Here is a 16638-nt window from a genome sequence, read left to right as displayed (position 1 = left end):
CAAGGCGACCCATGGCCCACTCCGTACCGCCCGCCCGCAGGACCGAGTTGCCGCCCGTGCACGGCGCCGTCATCTGCGTCGCCGCGCCCTGCCTGGTCATCTCGCCGGAACACGGCCAGCTGACCGGACGGGGGATCGACGGGATCTACCGCTCCGGGCGGCGGCTGCTGTCCCGCTGCGTGCTCCGGGTCGGCGGCCGGGAACCGGTCGCCGTCCAGGGCCGCAGCCTCGGCTCCGACCGGGCCGCCTTCACGGCGACCGTCCGTACCGGGGCCGAAGCCGGCCCCGACCCCGACATCGGCGTGGAACGGGTCCGGCACGCGGACGGCACCGAGCGCATCACCCTGCGCAGTTTCGCGGCCCGGCCGATGCGCCTTCCCGTGGAGGTGGCGCTCGGCACCGACCTGGCGGAGCTGGCCGCGGTGGCCGCCGGCCGGACCGGGCCCGAACTGCCGGCCGGGGTGCATGCCGCCGGGCTGCGCTGGAGCACCGGGGAGGCGCAGGCCGTCACCGCGGCCGAACCGGCCCCGGACGACGCCCTCGCCTCGGCGGGACTGCTGCGCTGGCAACTCGAGCTGGGGCCGGGGGAGTCCCGCACCATCGAGCTGCGGACCACGCAGGACCGCACGGCGCGGGCCCCGGCCGGGCAGGTGGCCAATCCGCTGGCCGACGCCCGGGCCGAGGGGGACGACCCGCGGGTCGAGGCCTGGTTCCGCACCAGCGTCGAGGATCTCGGCGCGCTGCTGATGCGGGACCGCGAGGAGCCGGCCGATGCGTTCGCCGCGGCCGGGGTGCCGTGGCGGCTCGGGCTGGCCCCGGCGGAGTCCCTCTGGGCCGCCCGGATGGCGCTGCCGCTCGGGACCGGGCTCGCCGCGGCCACCCTGCGCACCCTCGCCCGGACCCAGACCGGGGGCCGCGGCCCCGACGCCGGGAAGATCCCGGGGCCGCTGCGCGGGGCGGGTCCGCAACTGCCTCCGGGGTGCACCGGCACCGAGGCGACCCTCGGTTTCCCGGCGGTGCTCGCCGAGGCCCGGCGCTGGGGGATGCCCGAGGGCGAGGTGGCCCGGCTTCTCCCGGCGGCCGAGCGGTGCCTGGACTGGCTGCGCGGCGCCCTGGGGCAGGACGGGTTCCTGGCCGATCCCGACCCCGGTCCGCGCCGCTGCGAGACCCAGGCCCACGCCCACCGGGCCGCGCTGCTCGGGGCCGACCTGCTCGCCGGATGCGGGCGGCCCGGCGCCGAGGAGTGGCGGGAGTGGGCGGCCGCGCTGCGGAAGCGGGTCCGGGAGGCGTTCTGGATCGACGGCCCGGACGGCGGACGGCCCGCGGCGGCCCTGCACCCCGACGGGCGGCCGCTGCCCCGGCTGACGGGGGCGGCCGTGCACCTCCTGGACACCGGCCTGCTGGGCGGCGGTCGGCTCGCCCCGGGGCTGCTGGACCGGGTCCGCACCGAACAGCTCGCCCGCCTCCTCGGGGCCCCCGCCATGGATTCGGGATGGGGGCTGCGCAGCATGGCGTTCCGGGAACCGGGTCACAACCCCTTCGGCCACCGCTCGGGCGCGGTGCGGGCGTACGAGAGTGCCCTGGCGGTCGCCGGGCTGGCCCAGGCCGGCTTCGAGAAGGAGGCCGCCGGACTGCTGCGCGGCCTCCTGGATGCCGCGGAGAGCTTCGGGTACCGGCTGCCGGAGATGTACGCCGCCGAGCAGCGCACGGTGGGCAGCGCCCCGCTTCCGCACCCGGCGGCCTGCCGCCCCGCGGCGGTGGCCGCGGCCGCCGGGGTCCATGCCCTGACCGCGCTCGCCGGGATCCGTCCCGACGCCCCCGCGGGCACGGTCGCCCTCGTCCCGCTGCCCGGTGCTCCCCTCGGGGCCCTCCGGTTCTCCGGCCTGCGGGTCTCGGGGGAGCCGTTCGCCGTCCGGATCAGCCGGCTCGGCCTCGCCATGGTGGAGGAGGCGGCCGATGCGCTCCAACTGGGCGGGTAGCTTGCCGATCGCCGCCTTCGGGATCACGAAAGCTCTGTTTATCGTCAGGCAGACGACTATGATCGCGGCATGTCGCCCTACGACCCGTCGGCCTATCCGCCCTTCGCAGTCACCGTCGACCTGGTCGTGCTCACCGTGCGGCGTCACGCGCTCTGTGCGCTGGTCGTCCGGCGGGGTGAGCAGCCGTTCCAGGGACGCTGGGCCCTGCCCGGCGGCTTCGTGCGCGGAGACGAGGACCTGGCCGCGGCCGCGGCCCGGGAGCTCTCCGAGGAAACCGGCCTGTGCGCCCACGACCCGGCCGAGCCGGGCGCGGGCAACGGGGCGCACCTCGAACAGCTGGCCACGTACGGGGATCCGAAGCGGGATCCGCGCATGCGTGTCGTCAGCGTGGCGCATCTGGTCCTGGCTCCGGACCTGCCCGCACCCCGGGCCGGCGGAGACGCCAACAGCGCGCGCTGGGCCCCCGTCGACGAGCTCCTGGCCGTCGAGGACGAGGCGGCCTCGGGGCTCGCCTTCGACCACGCCCGGATCCTCGCCGACGGCGTGGAGCGGGCCCGCTCCAAGATCGAGTACTCCTCGCTGGCCACCGCGTTCTGCCCGCCCGCGTTCACCGTCGGCGAGCTGCGCCGGGTCTACGAGGCCGTGTGGGGCGTGGCCCTCGACCCCCGCAACTTCCACCGCAAGGTCACCGGGACTCCCGGGTTCCTGGTGCCGGCCGGGGGGACGACGACCCGTCAGGGCGGTCGGCCCGCCCAGCTGTTCCGGGCCGGCGGGGCGACCCTGCTCAACCCGCCCATGCTGCGCCCGGAAGTCTGAGGCCCCGCCACCCCGGCCACCCCCGCCACCCCGGCCACCCGCACCGTCACGACCCGCACCACCACGACCCGGGCCGTCGCCACCCGGACCGTCGTCGACACGGCCACGAACGCATCCTGGTTGCGCCGAAAATCGGACATATCGCGTTATCTTGATTGCGGTACTCACGCTGCCGCAGAGCGGTCTCACCCCCCGCGAGAGAAGCGATGCTCCAGGCCATCGGACTCACCAGCACACCCCGTCGAGACCTCCCGCCCCTCGTGGACGACCTCACCTTCGAGGCCCGCCCGGGGACCGTGACCGCCCTCCTCGGCGAACCGGGATCGGGCAAGACCACCGCACTGCGGCTCATGCTCGAACTCGAACCGGGCCGCGGCGTCACCTACTTCCGCGGACGCCCGCTGCACCGGATCCCGCATCCCGGCCGTGAGGTCGGCGTGCTGCTCGGTGACGTCCCCGGCAATCCGGCGCGCACCGTCCGGGGCCAGCTGCGGATGCTGTGCGCCGCCGCCGGCGTGCCGGCCTCCCGGGCCGACACCATGCTGGAGATCGTCGGCATCGCGGGCCTGCGCGACCAGCGGCTCGGTTCGCTCTCGCTCGGCATGGACCGCCGGGTGGCGCTGGCCGCGGCGCTGCTCGCCGATCCGTGCACGCTGCTCCTCGACGAGCCCGCCGCCGGACTCTCGCCCCGCGAACGCGGCTGGCTGCACGGGCTGCTGCGCGGTCACGCCTCCCTCGGCGGCGCGGTGCTCTTCACCACCGACGACGCGAAGGAGGCCGCCCGCAGCGCGGACCGGGTCGTGAGCATCGAGGCGGGCCGGCTCGTCGCCGACCAGGACGCGGCCGAGTTCGCCCGCACCCGGCTTCGGCCGCGGGTCGCCGTGCGCAGCCCGCACGCCGCCCGGCTGGCCGACGTACTCGGCCGTGAGGCCAGGGACGCCCAGCGTGCGGTGGAGATCGTCGAGGAGTCCGGCAGTCGCCTGTCGGTGTACGGCAGCAGCTGCGCGGAGGTCGGCGAAGCGGCGTTCCGGCACGGCGTCCTGGTCCACGAGCTCGCGGACGAGACCGGGGACGCCGGGGCGCCCTGCCCGTCCGTACCGCCGGTGCCGCAGGCGCGCACCGAGCCCGGCGCGGACCCGGCGAGTACTGCCGTCCCGGCCGAAGCCGGGCCCCTGCCCGCCCAAGGCGGCGGCCGGTCGGCTGCCCGCAGCGGGACCCCGGCCTCGGCGGTACGCCGGGTCGGCGGGCCGCTGCGGCCGCTGCGCTACGAGCTGCGCCGGGTCTTCGGCACCGCCATGCCCGTCCTCACCGCGGCCGTCGTCGTCGCCGTCTCCGCCGTCACCGCCCTGGTGCTGGCCCGGGCCGGCGGCACCCCGCAGAACCGGCTGCTCGCCGCCTGGCCGGAGCTGCTGCCCCTGCCCCCCGCCGCCCTCGGCGCGGGACTGCTCGGCGCCCTGGCCTTCGGCGAGGAGTACCGCTACCCCGCGCTCGCCGCCGACCGCGGCACCGTGCCGCGCCGGATGGGCCTGCTCGCCGCCAAACTGGCCGTCTGTGCGGGCCTCGCCCTGGTGTTCGGTGCGCTCGCCGTCACCGCCGACGCCGCCGCCCTGAAGCTCGTCTTCGACCGCGGCCCGCTGCGCACCCCCGGGGAATGGGTCTCCCCGGCCGCGAGTTGGGCCGGACTGCTCATCGGCTGCGCCTGGGCCGGCGTGCTGGCCTCCGGCGTCTTCCGGTCGGCCACTGCCGGCCTGGCCGCCGTGCTCGCCGTCCCGGTGATGGTCGTCCCGCTCGTCCGCAAGGCCCTGGACGGTCCGTCCGCGTATCCGGCGAGCGGACTCGCGGCCCGGCTGCGCGGGCTGGCCTGGGCGCAGTGGCCCCCGGAGGCGGACCGCCTGGTCCTGGGGGCCTTGCGGGTGATGGCCCAACCCGTCGGCACCGCACTGGTGTTGTCGCTGATGGTCCTGTTGTGCGCCTATGGGTTCACAGGACTGCGCAGCCGCGTCCGTTGGTAACGGACCGTTCGTGATCGTTCCGGTGCCGGAGAATGTCTCGACTGGACCGGTCCGGTCCACATCACGCGAACCGGACCACAACTCCCCCCAAAGAGCCCGGTTCTTTACGATAAGTCGTCAATTGCGTAGGTGGCACCGATCACCCTTTCGTGTGCTTTTCACCAAAGACCTCAAGGGTCATCGAGGCAAGGCCGACAAAGGATTCGTGAGTACCCTTGCGCACACCATGATGACCGCCGCCCGCCATGCCGACTCCGGCCTCGCCGGCCCGGGCGAACTCGACCGCTACCCCTACGCGGAAGCCTCCGGGACCGACCGCGTCGGAGCGCCCCACTGGGACGGCGCCGACGTCGAGTTGAGCCGGGTCGGCCGCCGCGCGGCAGGCAGCCGCGGCCGCGGACTGCACGGCCAACTCGTCCAGCAGCTCGGCCAGATGATCGTCTCCGGCGACCTCGGCGCGGACCGCCCGCTGGTCCCCGAGGAGATCGGCCAGCGCTTCGAGGTCTCCCGCACGGTGGTCCGCGAATCGCTGCGCGTGCTGGAGGCCAAGGGCCTCGTCAGCGCCCGCCCCAACGTCGGCACCCGCGTCAGGCCCGTCGCCGACTGGAACCTGCTCGACCCCGACATCATCGAGTGGCGCGCCTTCGGCCCCCAGCGCGACGACCAGCGCCGCGAGCTCAACGAGCTCCGCTGGACCATCGAGCCGCTCGCCGCCCGCCTCGCCGCCGGCCATGGCCGCCCGGACATCCAGCAGCGCCTCGCCGACATGGTCGAGATCATGGGCCACGCCCTCGGCCAGGGCGACGCGATCACCTTCGCGCGCGCCGACAACGAGTTCCACGCGCTCCTCATCCAGGTCGCGGGCAACCGCATGCTGGAGCACCTCTCCGGCATCGTCTCCTCCGCGCTCCAGGTCTCGGGAAGCCCCGTCATCGCCTGCGACCGCCCCAGCGAGGCCTGCGTTGCGCACCACGCGCGGATCGTCGAGGCCCTCGCCGCCGGGGACGCGACGGGCGCCGAGAACGCCATGCGCCAGCTCCTGATGGTGCATCCGGAGGTCGAGCGCGTGGTCCCCGCCCCGCGCGAGCACTGACGGGCGGGACGGACGGCGGCGCGGGAGTACTCGCACGTGCCGCCGGGGGGCGTTGGCGGTGGCGCCGACGCCCTGGAGGTACCCGGGACGCAGTCTGACGGGGGTGCCTCCCGGCGGAGACCGGGGAGACGCCCCGGCGACACCGGCGAGCGCACGCCATCAACCGCAGGTCGGCGCACACGGGCCCCGGCGGGGGCCGGCCCCGCACCACCGTCGGCGGCCTCGCAATACGGCATCCGGCCGCGTCCGGCCCGCGTGTACGACCGTATGACCGGCATCGGGGCAATCGGGGTGTGACTCGGGCCACGAAGAATTGGGCGTAACACTCCGCGAGGTCAAGCGATGACCTAGAGAGGTGATGGCCGACGGAGGGAAGACAGCAGCCCTTGCGGGTGCTGTGCAGCTCCCCGGCCCCTGCCCGCGCCCCCGGCCCATCCCCCGTCGGTGGTCGTCGGCTCCGGTCCAGCACCACCCGGCCGGGGTCGGAAGCCGTTTCCATCGTTCCGAGAGGTTGTTCGTGTCGGCCAGCACATCCCGTACGCTCCCGCCGGAGATCGCCGATTCCGAGTCTGTGATGGCGCTCATCGAGCGGGGCAAGGCCGAGGGGCAGATCGCCGGCGATGACGTGCGTCGGGCCTTCGAGGCTGACCAGATTCCTGCGACCCAGTGGAAGAATGTTCTGCGCAGCCTCAACCAGATCCTCGAGGAAGAGGGTGTGACGCTGATGGTCAGTGCCGCGGAGTCGCCCAAGCGCACCACCCGCAAGAGCGTCGCAGCGAAGACCCCGGCCAAGCGGACGGCCACCAAGACCGTCGCGGCGAAGACGACGGCTGCGCGGACCGTCGCCGCTGCGGCACCGGCGGCCGAGACGGTGGACCCGGAGCCCGTGGACGCTCTCGCGGAGGAGCCCGGAACCGAGCCCGCCGCGAAGAAGACGGCGGCGAAGAAGACGGCGGCCAAGAAGGCCGCGCCCGCCAAGAAGACCGCTGCCAAGAAGACGGCGGCGAAGAAGACCGCATCCAAGAAGGACGCGGACGAGGGCGGCGGGGACGAGACTCCGGACGAGGGTCCCGACGCCGCCAAGGCCGAGGCCGAGGAAGAGGAGGAGGGCGGGGAGAACAAGGGCTTCGTCATCTCCGACGACGAGGACGACGCCCCCGCCCAGCAGGTCGTGGTCGCCGGTGCCACCGCCGACCCGGTCAAGGACTACCTCAAGCAGATCGGCAAGGTCCCCCTCCTCAACGCCGAGCAGGAGGTCGAGCTCGCCAAGCGGATCGAGGCGGGCCTGTTCGCCGAGGACAAGCTGGCCAACTCCGACAAGCTGGCCCCCAAGCTCAAGCGCGAGCTGGAGATCATCGCCGAGGACGGTCGCCGCGCCAAGAATCACCTGCTGGAGGCCAACCTCCGCCTGGTGGTCTCGCTGGCCAAGCGCTACACCGGCCGCGGCATGCTCTTCCTGGACCTGATCCAGGAGGGCAACCTGGGCCTGATCCGTGCGGTCGAGAAGTTCGACTACACCAAGGGCTACAAGTTCTCCACGTACGCGACCTGGTGGATCCGCCAGGCGATCACCCGCGCCATGGCCGACCAGGCCCGCACCATCCGCATCCCGGTGCACATGGTCGAGGTCATCAACAAGCTCGCCCGCGTGCAGCGCCAGATGCTCCAGGACCTGGGCCGCGAGCCCACCCCGGAGGAGCTGGCCAAGGAACTCGACATGACCCCCGAGAAGGTCATCGAGGTCCAGAAGTACGGCCGCGAGCCGATCTCCCTGCACACGCCGCTCGGCGAGGACGGCGACAGCGAGTTCGGCGACCTCATCGAGGACTCCGAGGCGGTCGTCCCGGCGGACGCCGTGAGCTTCACGCTCCTGCAGGAGCAGCTGCACTCGGTGCTCGACACGCTCAGCGAGCGCGAGGCCGGCGTGGTCTCGATGCGTTTCGGCCTCACCGACGGACAGCCGAAGACCCTCGACGAGATCGGCAAGGTCTACGGCGTCACGCGCGAGCGCATCCGTCAGATCGAGTCCAAGACGATGTCGAAGCTGCGCCACCCGTCCCGCTCCCAGGTCCTGCGCGACTACCTGGACTGACAGCCGGACCGGCCGGGCCGGGGGCCGTACGGAGGTGGCCGTGCGCGGGTGCGCACGGCCACTTGGCGTCCCACTCTGGGTGGAGTCATGCACACTCAGAGTCAGGAGGCCTCATGCGTCGTCCCTTTTCCCGTGCTCTGGCGGGCGCGCTGACCCTGGTGGCGGGAGCGGCCGCGGCGCCGCTGGCCCAGGCGCCGCACGCAGCCGCGGACAGTGTGGTGATCGGCGGGAAGCCGGTGAAGGCGGCCGACAGCCCGTGGGTGGTGGCCCTGGCCAGCCGTGACCGGTTCGGGGGTACGCGGGGCGGCCAGTTCTGCGGGGGCGTCATCGTGGGCCCGACGAAGGTGCTGACCGCGGCCCACTGCCTGGGCCGCCAGGTGCTCGGCGGCACGTTCGAGTCCGTCCCCGACTTCCGGGTGATCACCGGGCGTACGGAGCTGCGGGCTGATGAGGGCCGGGAGATCGCGGTCCGCTCGGCCCGGGTGAACCCGGGCTACGACACACGGAGCAATGCCGGCGACCTGGCCGTGCTGGAGCTCGATGAGGCCGTACCCGCGCACTACGTGCTCCCGATGGCCGGCGACGGGCATCCCGGCTACGAGGCGGGCGGCGAAGCGGCCGTGTACGGCTGGGGCGACACGAGCGGATTCGGTGACTATGCGTACGCGCTGCGCACCGCGCGGGTGACGGTCCTGTCGGACGAGGCCTGTCGGCGTGCCTACCCCGGGGACGCGGACGGGCAGTACCGGCCGGAGTCCATGGTGTGCGCGGGGCACCGCGACGGCGGGAGGGACGCCTGCCAGGGGGACAGCGGCGGGCCGCTGGTCGCCCAGGGTCGGCTCATCGGGCTGGTGTCGTGGGGGCGGGGCTGCGGGCGCCCCGACAGTCCGGGGGTCTACACGAAAATCGCGCCGCTCACCGGCTTCGTGACAGCCCCTGAGACGGCCGCGCGGCAAAGCGTCGGCCAGGACATCGCGTGGGGTGCCCAGGGGCGCTCCGGACCGGCTGCACGGCCCGTACGGGGGCACGCGGCAGAAAAGCCGCAGGGAGCCCCGGGAGCACCCGGGGGACGGCACCGGCGCGGGAGCCGCTAGCCGGGCCCGCAAACCGTCGGGCCCCGGCGAGGCTCCGGACATGAGGACGGGCGGCACTCCTGGGTCTCAGAGGTGCCGCCCGTCGACCGGCCTGGCCGGTCCTGGCTCGTCGGATGCGAGGTATAGGCCTGTGTCAGCGGTCCTCGGTGTCGGCATTGGCCGTCGGAGCGGACGTGAGCCGCTCGGTCTCATCCTGTATATCCGCGGCGATCTTCTTGAGTTCCGGCTCGAACTTACGCCCGTGGTGGGCGCAGAACAGCAGTTCACCGCCGCTCAGCAGGACGACGCGCAGATATGCCTGGGCGCCGCAACGGTCGCATCGGTCAGCGGCCGTCAGCGGGGTCGCGGGTGTCAGAACAGTAGTCACGTCGCCTCTTCTCTAGCTCGACGAGCTGTCGTACCAGGGTCAACATCCAACCAGGCCGAAAACGTTCCCGCTCGCGGCTTTTCCTCGAAACTTCCTTCCGAAGCTGGCCGGCTGTTGCCGGTTGGCGGCGAAGGAGCCGTATTGCGTTGCTTTACGGTTTCGCGTTGTCAGTCGTTCGCTTGTAGCAGTTCCGTCCTCCCCGGCGTGAGTGCCGGTTGTTCATGAGGACGTGCCCGAACCCTAAATGGTTCATGCCTGGAAGGGAACGTGATGTTTGCTTCACTCCCCCGGGGGATCGAACACCCGTGCGGTCCTGCACTAGGCTGATGAAGGACGAGGGTGGCGTTGCATCGGCTCTACCAGGCCTCGGTACCCTTCGACCGGCAACCGAGCCACCCTGCGCCCGACGGGCCAGAAAAAGAAATTCAGCGAGGAGCGAACTGCGTGACCGCCGACACGTCCGTGCCTTCCAGCGCACTGCTGTCCGGAGCAGACCGGGACGGCTCCAACTACACCGCGCGGCACCTGCTCGTCCTCGAGGGCCTCGAGGCCGTCCGCAAGCGCCCCGGCATGTATATCGGTTCCACCGACTCCCGGGGCCTCGTGCACTGCCTCTGGGAGATCATCGACAACGCCGTGGACGAGGCCCTGGGCGGTTACTGCGACCACATCGAGGTGATCCTCCACGAGGACGCCTCGGTCGAGGTCCGCGACAACGGCCGCGGCATCCCCGTCGACGTCGAGCCCAAGACCGGGCTGTCCGGCGTCGAGGTCGTCATGACCAAGCTGCACGCCGGCGGCAAGTTCGGCGGCGGCTCGTACGCGGCCTCCGGCGGCCTGCACGGCGTCGGCGCCTCCGTGGTCAACGCCCTCTCCGCCCGGCTGGACGTCGAGGTGGACCGCAACAGCTCCACCCACGCGATCAGCTTCCGCCGCGGCGTCCCGGGCATGTTCACCGAGCAGGGCCCCGACAGCCCGTTCGACCCCGCCAACGGCCTGCGCAAGGTCAAGCGGGTCGCCAAGGGCAAGACCGGCACCCGGGTCCGCTACTGGGCCGACCGGCAGATCTTCCTCAAGGACGCCCGGCTCTCCCTGGAGACGCTCTACCAGCGCGCCCGCCAGACCGCCTTCCTCGTCCCGGGCCTGACCATCGTCGTCCGCGACGAGCGCGCCATCGACGGGGCCGGCAAGACCGAGGAGACCTTCCGCTTCGACGGGGGCATCAGCGAGTTCTGCGACTACCTCGCGCAGGACAAGGCCGTCTGCGACGTGCTGCGCCTGACCGGCCAGGGCACCTTCAAGGAGACCGTCCCCGTCCTCGACGAGCGGGGCCACATGACCCCCACCGAGGTCACCCGCGAGCTCGGCGTGGACATCGCCCTGCGCTGGGGCACCGGGTACGAGACGCAGGTCAAGTCCTTCGTCAACATCATCGCCACGCCCAAGGGCGGAACCCACATCACCGGCTTCGAGCGCTCGGTCGCCAAGACCGTGAACGAGGTGCTGCGCTCCGCGAAGCTGCTGCGCGTCGCCGAGGACGACGTGGTCAAGGACGACGCGATGGAGGGCATGACGGCGGTCGTCACCGTCCGGCTGGCCGAGCCGCAGTTCGAGGGCCAGACCAAGGAGGTACTCGGCACCTCGGCGGCCGCCCGGATCGTCGCGGCCGTGGTCGCCAAGGAGCTCAAGGCCTTCCTGACCAGCACGAAGCGCGACGACAAGCAGCAGGCCCGCGCCGTGATGGAGAAGATCGTCGCGGCCGCCCGGACCCGGATCGCCGCCCGCCAGCACAAGGAGGCGCAGCGCCGCAAGACGGCGCTGGAGACCTCCTCGCTGCCCGCGAAGCTGGCCGACTGCCGCAGCGACGACGTGGAGCGCAGCGAGCTCTTCATCGTCGAGGGCGACTCCGCCCTCGGCACTGCCAAGCTCGCTCGGAACTCGGAGTTCCAGGCACTGCTGCCGATCCGCGGCAAGATTCTGAACGTCCAGAAGTCGTCGGTCTCGGACATGCTCAAGAACGCCGAGTGCGGAGCGATCATCCAGGTCATAGGAGCCGGCTCGGGCCGGACCTTCGACATCGACGCCGCGCGCTACGGGAAGATCGTCCTGCTCGTCGACGCCGACGTGGACGGCGCGCACATCCGCTGCCTGCTGCTGACGCTCTTCCAGCGGTACATGCGGCCGATGGTCGAGGCGGGCCGGGTGTTCGCCGCGGTGCCGCCGCTGCACCGGATCGAACTCGTCCAGCCCAAGAAGGGCCAGGACAAGTACGTCTACACGTATTCGGACAACGAGCTGCGCCAGACGCTGCTCGAATTCCAGCGCAAGAACGTCCGGTACAAGGATTCGATCCAGCGCTACAAGGGTCTCGGCGAGATGGATGCGGACCAGCTGGCGGAGACCACCATGGACCCCCGGTTCCGCACGCTGCGCCGGATCAACATCGGCGACCTGGACTCGGCCGAGCAGGTCTTCGACCTGCTGATGGGCAACGAGGTCGCGCCGCGCAAGGAGTTCATCACGAGCTCCGCGGCGACGCTGGACCGCTCGCGCATCGACGCCTGACGGGCGCACCGGCACACCGGTGTTCTTCACTCCATCACCTGTTGGAGTGAAGAGCACCGGGACACCAGTCCGGAAAACGTCCATACCGCACATCCTTGTGGGCACGCGGCCAATGCGGCAGCGGACAAGGAGAGTTCGGTGGACAAGCACGAAGGTCCCGATGCCGGAACGATCCGGCTCGACGACCCCTGGTACGACGCGCTCGCCGTCGGCTGGGGGGAGGGCGAGGGCGAGGACCCGGCGCCCCCGCGTCCCGCCGCCGGCGGCCGGGCCGCGCCCGGGGCATCCGACATCTACCTCGAAGTGCAACGCAGCGCCGCCTTCCAAGAGGTCCGCAGCCGCTACCGCGGGTTCGTCGTCCCCGCGACCGCCGGATTCTTCCTCTGGTACGTCGCCTACGTGGTCGCGGCCACCATGGCACCGGGGATCATGGCCCGGCCCGTCGTCGGGGCGGTCAACGTCGCCCTGCTGGCGGGGCTCGGCCAGTTCCTCAGCACCTTCCTGCTGACCTGGGCGTACGCCCGCCACGCGCGGCTGCGCCGCGACCGGGCCGCGCTGGACCTGCGGTGGACGGTCTTCGAGCAGGAGCGCGGCCAGGAGCGGATCCGCGCCCGGGAGGCCGGCCGGTGACCACCGAGCACCAGACCCTCGCGCTGATCCTGTTCAGCCTCTTCATCGCGGTCACCCTGGGCATCACCACCTGGGTCAGCCGCAACCGGCACGGCTCGGCCGAGGAGTTCTACGCCGGCGGGCGGCTGTTCTCCCCCCTGGAGAACGGTTTCGCCATCGCCGGCGACTACATGTCCGCAGCCTCCTTCCTCGGCATCTCCGGCCTGATCGCCCTCTTCGGCTACGACGGCCTGCTGTACTCGGTGGGCTTCCTCGTCGCATGGCTCGTCGTGCTGTTCCTCGTCGCCGAACTCGTGCGCAACTGCGGGCGCTTCACCCTCGCGGACGTGGTCGCGGCCCGGATGAGCGAGCGGCCCGTCCGGATCGCCGCCGGCACTTCGTCCGTCACCGTCTCGGTGCTGTACCTGGTTGCACAGATGGTCGGCGCGGGCAGCCTCGTGGGTCTGCTGCTCGGTGATTCGGGCACCGCGGCCCGGACGCTGACCGTGATCGGGGTCGGGGCGCTGATGGTGGTCTACGTGTCCTTCGGCGGCATGCGGGCCACCACCTGGATCCAGATCGTGAAGGCCGTGCTGCTCATGGGCGGGGCCGTCACCCTCACCGTGCTCGTACTCCTGCGCTTCCACGGGAACTTCGACCAGCTGCTCACCAGCGCAGCCGAGCGCAGCGGGCACGGGCAGCGGTTCCTGAGCCCGGGGCTCAAGTACGGCGGTGACTGGACCTCCCGCTTCGACTTCATGAGCCTCGGCCTCGCGCTGGTCCTCGGAACGGCAGGGCTGCCGCACATCCTGTCGCGGTTCTACACGGTGCCGACCGCGCGGGCGGCCCGCCGGTCGGTGGTGTGGGCGATCGCGCTGATCGGCGGGTTCTACCTGATGACCATCGTGCTCGGGTTCGGGGCGGCCGCGCTGGTGGGTCCGGACGCGGTGCGGGCCTCCAACGCCTCGGGGAACACGGCGGTTCCGCTGCTCGCCGCCTTCCTGGGCGGCGGGGCCGGCTCGACCGGGGGCGCGGTGCTGTTCGCCTTCGTGGCGGCGATCGCCTTCGCCACGATCCTCGCCGTGGTCGCGGGGATCACGCTGGCGTCCTCGGCCTCGGTGGCGCACGACCTGTACGCCTCGCTCAAGCGCCGCCATGCGCGCCAGCGCAGCGAGGTCGCGGTGGCCAGGGTCGCGGCCGTCGGGATCGGGGCGGTGGCGATCGCCCTGGGGCTGCTCGCCCAGGACCTGAACGTGGCGTTCCTGGTGGGGCTGGCCTTCGCGGTGTCGGCTTCGGCCAATCTGCCGGTGCTGCTGTACTCGCTGTTCTGGCGCTCCTTCACCACGCGGGGCGCCGTCTGGTCGGTGTACGGGGGCCTAATTCCGGCGGTGGTGCTGGTCGTCCTGTCGCCGGTGGTCTCCGGCAGCGCGGACTCCCTCTTCCCGGGGGTGAGCTTCCAGTTCTTCCCGCTGCAGAACCCGGGCCTGGTCTCGATCCCGCTGGGCTTCCTGGCGGGCTGGCTGGGCACGGTCACCTCGGCGGACGAGCCGGACGAGGCGAAGCACGCGGAGACGGAGGTCCGCTCCCTGACCGGCGCCGGGGCCGTCTGAGCGGGTTCCCGTCCGGCGGTCAGGCGCCCTCGGACGGGAGCCAGGAGTAGCGGTGTTCGGGGCGGCCCGTCTCGCCGTAGCGCAGGGCCAGGGTGACCCGGGCGGTGCGCTCCAGGAGTTTCAGGTAGCGCTGGGCGGTCTGGCGGCTGATGCCGGCGCGGTCGGCGATCTGCTGGGTGGAGAGCGGGCCCTCGGCAGAGCGCAGGACCTGGCGGACCAGTTCGGCGGTGGTGGCGGAGTGGCCCTTGGGCAGTTCGTTCGGGGAGCCGGCCGCGGCAAGGGCGCCGAAGATCCGGTCCACCTCGGCCTGTTCGGCCTCGCCGCCCGTCTCCAGGGTGCGGCGCAGGGAGCCGTACGCCTCCAGCCGGGTGCGCAGGCCGGCGAAGGTGAAGGGCTTGACCAGGTACTGGAGGGCGCCGAGGCGCATGGCGGACTGGACGGTGGCCAGGTCGCGGGCGGCCGTGACCATGATCACGTCGGTGCGCCGGCCGAGCTGGCGCAGCCGGCGGACCAGGTCCAGCCCGTTCTCGTCCGGGAGGTAGTGGTCGAGGAGGATCAGGTCGACGGGGTGGGTGTCGAGGTACGCCAGGGCCTCGGCCGCCGAATGGGCCTGGGCACAGACGCGGAAGCCGGGAACCTTCGACACGTACGCCGCGTTGATCCGGGCAACACGCATGTCGTCGTCGACGACCAATACGTGGATGTCATGGATCGGGGTCTCGTTCATCGCAGGGCCTCCGGGAGTACGACGGAGAACTCCGCCCCTCCGTCCGCTGCCTCGCCGGCCCGGGCCGTGCCACCCTGCCGCTCCGCGAGGCGGCGTACGAGTGCGAGACCGAGCCCCCGCTCGCGGTGGGCCTTGGGCTGCTTGGTCGACCAGCCCTCGGTGAAGATCTCCTCGCGGCGGGCTGCCGGGACGCCGGGCCCGCTGTCCCGCACCCGGAGGATCGCCGTACGGCCCTCGGTACGCAGCTCGACCTCGACCAGGGGTGCCGCGGAGCCCGCCGCAGCGTCCAGGGCGTTGTCCACCAGGTTGCCCGTGATGGTGACGAGGCCGCCGGGGTCGACGAGGCAGTCGGGCAGGAACGTGGTGTCGGCGAGGCGCAGCGGGACGCCGCGCTCGGCAGCCACGGTCGCCTTGCCCACCAGAAGGGCGGCCAGCAAGGGGTCGTGGACCTTCTCGGTGACCTGTTCGGCGGTGCTGCGGTGCACTCCGACGACCTCGGTGACGAACTCCACCGCCTCCTCGTGCAGGCCCAGCTCCAGCAGGCCGAGGAGGGTGTGGAGGCGGTTGGCGTGCTCGTGGTCCTGTGCGCGCAGTGCGTCGATCAGGCCCTTGGTGGAGTCGAGCTCGCGGCCGAGGTGCTCCAGCTCGGTGCGGTCGCGCAGGGTGGCGACGGCGCCGCCGTCCTCGGTGGGCATCCGGTTGGCGACCAGTACCCGGGGCCCCTGGACCGTGAGCAGATCGCGGCCGGTCACGCGGCCGGCGAGGACGTCGGTGGTGCGGCCCGTGCCCAGTACGTCGTCCAGCGGGCGCCCGGCGACGGTTGCGGCCGTATCCGGCGCGAGGCCCAGCAGGCGGGCCGCCTCGTCGTTGACGAGCCGGACCCGGCCGTCGCGGTCGAGGGCGATCACACCCTCGCGGATGGAGTGCAGCATCGCCTCGCGCTCGGCGAGCAGTCCGGCGATGTCGGAGAAGGCCAGGTCGCGGGTCTGCCGCTGGATCCGGCGGGACAGCAAATAGGCGGCGAGCGCGCCCGCCGCGAGGGCGCCGCCCGCGTAGGCGAGCAGGCCCGGGATGGCGCCGAGCAGCCGGTCGCGGACGCTGTCGTAGGCGATGCCGACGGAGACGGCGCCGACGATCTCCCCGTCGGCCGCGAGCAGCGGGACCTTGCCGCGGGCGGAGCGGCCGAGCGTGCCGTCGTCGATCTCCATGACCTCGCGGCCCGCGAGGGCGTCGCTCGGGTCGGTGGAGACGGGCAGGCCGATCCGGTCGGTGCCGGGGTGCGAGCGGCGGATCCCGTCCAGGTCCATGACGACGACGTACTCGGCACCCGTGGCGCGGCGGATCCGCTCGGCCGAGGCCTGCACGGGGCTGTCGGCCGTCGGCCCGGAGTCGAGGAGGTCGGCGGCCAGTGACGGGTCGGCCGCCGCGCTCTGGGCGATGGCCAGGGCGCGCCGCATGGCCTGGTCGTCGAGCTGCGTGCTGAGCGGGGCCAGGAAGAGCCCGGTGGCCAGCACGGCGACCCCGGCGGCGATGGCCAGCTGGGTCAGCAGGATCTGCGAGACGGCCCGTCTGGGCAGCCCGAGGCGCCGAGTGGTCATGTGGAGGAACCGCATGACCAGCAACGGTAGGTCGCCTTCGGCCTGAGTGGAATATCCCATGTGCGCGCACCTGTGG

Annotated in this window: 12 protein-coding genes; 9 read left to right on the top strand and 3 right to left on the bottom strand. The window is 72.6% G+C overall.

All coding sequences use genetic code 11. From position 1 onward, the window contains the following. Nucleotides 1-11: 11 nt before the first annotated feature. The 6 genes from OHT74_RS10545 (at nucleotide 12) to OHT74_RS10520 (ending at nucleotide 9086) form a co-directional block, all read left to right on the top strand. Entirely contained in the window at nucleotides 12-1979 is a 1968-nt protein-coding gene (locus tag OHT74_RS10545) for a glycogen debranching N-terminal domain-containing protein (RefSeq protein ID WP_328620121.1), read from the top strand. 69 nt (nucleotides 1980-2048) lie between these two features. Next, a complete protein-coding gene (locus OHT74_RS10540; protein WP_266663008.1) occupies nucleotides 2049-2795 on the top strand; it encodes an NUDIX hydrolase in 747 nt (248 codons plus the stop codon). Between the two features lie 206 nt (nucleotides 2796-3001). After that, nucleotides 3002-4807, top strand: coding sequence for an ATP-binding cassette domain-containing protein (locus tag OHT74_RS10535; RefSeq protein WP_328620120.1), 1806 nt, complete (start codon nucleotides 3002-3004; stop codon nucleotides 4805-4807). Nucleotides 4808-4958: 151 nt separating this feature from the next. Next, nucleotides 4959-5900 (top strand): FadR/GntR family transcriptional regulator, encoded by a 942-nt coding sequence (locus OHT74_RS10530; RefSeq protein WP_328620119.1) that lies wholly within the window; start codon nucleotides 4959-4961, stop codon nucleotides 5898-5900. 517 nt (nucleotides 5901-6417) lie between these two features. Further along, a complete protein-coding gene (locus OHT74_RS10525) occupies nucleotides 6418-7992 on the top strand; it encodes an RNA polymerase sigma factor (protein WP_266663002.1) in 1575 nt (524 codons plus the stop codon). 113 nt (nucleotides 7993-8105) lie between these two features. Continuing rightward, nucleotides 8106-9086, top strand: a complete 981-nt coding sequence (locus tag OHT74_RS10520; RefSeq protein WP_328620118.1) for a serine protease — start codon at nucleotides 8106-8108, stop codon at nucleotides 9084-9086. A 133-nt stretch (nucleotides 9087-9219) separates the two neighbouring features. Here OHT74_RS10520 and OHT74_RS10515 read toward each other — a convergent pair whose 3' ends face one another. Further along, nucleotides 9220-9453 (bottom strand): DUF7455 domain-containing protein, encoded by a 234-nt coding sequence (locus OHT74_RS10515; RefSeq protein WP_030154305.1) that lies wholly within the window; start codon nucleotides 9451-9453, stop codon nucleotides 9220-9222. A gap of 444 nt (nucleotides 9454-9897) precedes the next feature. Between OHT74_RS10515 and OHT74_RS10510 the strand changes: the two genes are divergently transcribed. The 3 genes from OHT74_RS10510 (at nucleotide 9898) to OHT74_RS10500 (ending at nucleotide 14237) form a co-directional block, all read left to right on the top strand. Continuing rightward, complete coding sequence (locus OHT74_RS10510) at nucleotides 9898-12018, top strand: DNA gyrase/topoisomerase IV subunit B (RefSeq protein WP_266662992.1); 2121 nt, start codon at nucleotides 9898-9900, stop codon at nucleotides 12016-12018. A 138-nt stretch (nucleotides 12019-12156) separates the two neighbouring features. Next, the gene (locus tag OHT74_RS10505; RefSeq protein WP_266662990.1) at nucleotides 12157-12648 is read left to right on the top strand and encodes a DUF485 domain-containing protein; all 492 of its coding nucleotides are present in this window, start codon (nucleotides 12157-12159) and stop codon (nucleotides 12646-12648) included. After that, a complete protein-coding gene (locus tag OHT74_RS10500) occupies nucleotides 12645-14237 on the top strand; it encodes a solute symporter family protein (protein WP_328620117.1) in 1593 nt (530 codons plus the stop codon). Before OHT74_RS10505 ends, OHT74_RS10500 begins: the two co-directional genes overlap by 4 nt. A gap of 19 nt (nucleotides 14238-14256) precedes the next feature. Here the strand turns inward: OHT74_RS10500 and OHT74_RS10495 are convergent, their stop codons facing one another. Together OHT74_RS10495 and OHT74_RS10490 are read right to left on the bottom strand one after the other, a co-directional pair. Then, nucleotides 14257-14964, bottom strand: coding sequence for a DUF7342 family protein (locus OHT74_RS10495; protein ID WP_266662983.1), 708 nt, complete (start codon nucleotides 14962-14964; stop codon nucleotides 14257-14259). After that, nucleotides 14961-16562, bottom strand: coding sequence for a sensor histidine kinase (locus OHT74_RS10490; protein WP_328620116.1), 1602 nt, complete (start codon nucleotides 16560-16562; stop codon nucleotides 14961-14963). Before OHT74_RS10490 ends, OHT74_RS10495 begins: the two co-directional genes overlap by 4 nt. Nucleotides 16563-16638 lie beyond the last annotated feature (76 nt).

The sequence above is a fragment of the Streptomyces sp. NBC_00354 genome (assembly GCF_036106915.1).
In the GTDB taxonomy this organism is placed as follows: domain Bacteria; phylum Actinomycetota; class Actinomycetes; order Streptomycetales; family Streptomycetaceae; genus Streptomyces.
The sequence above is the reverse complement of the archived record's forward strand: the minus strand, read 5'-3'. Positions and strand labels throughout refer to the sequence as shown.

Coding starts and splice junctions, on each gene's coding strand:
- OHT74_RS10535 (WP_328620120.1), top strand. CDS start 3,002: ATGCTCCAGGCCATCGGACTCACCAGCACACCCCGTCGAGACCTCCCG.
- OHT74_RS10495 (WP_266662983.1), bottom strand. CDS start 14,964: ATGAACGAGACCCCGATCCATGACATCCACGTATTGGTCGTCGACGAC.
- OHT74_RS10545 (WP_328620121.1), top strand. CDS start 12: ATGGCCCACTCCGTACCGCCCGCCCGCAGGACCGAGTTGCCGCCCGTG.
- OHT74_RS10540 (WP_266663008.1), top strand. CDS start 2,049: ATGTCGCCCTACGACCCGTCGGCCTATCCGCCCTTCGCAGTCACCGTC.
- OHT74_RS10520 (WP_328620118.1), top strand. CDS start 8,106: ATGCGTCGTCCCTTTTCCCGTGCTCTGGCGGGCGCGCTGACCCTGGTG.
- OHT74_RS10490 (WP_328620116.1), bottom strand. CDS start 16,562: ATGACCACTCGGCGCCTCGGGCTGCCCAGACGGGCCGTCTCGCAGATC.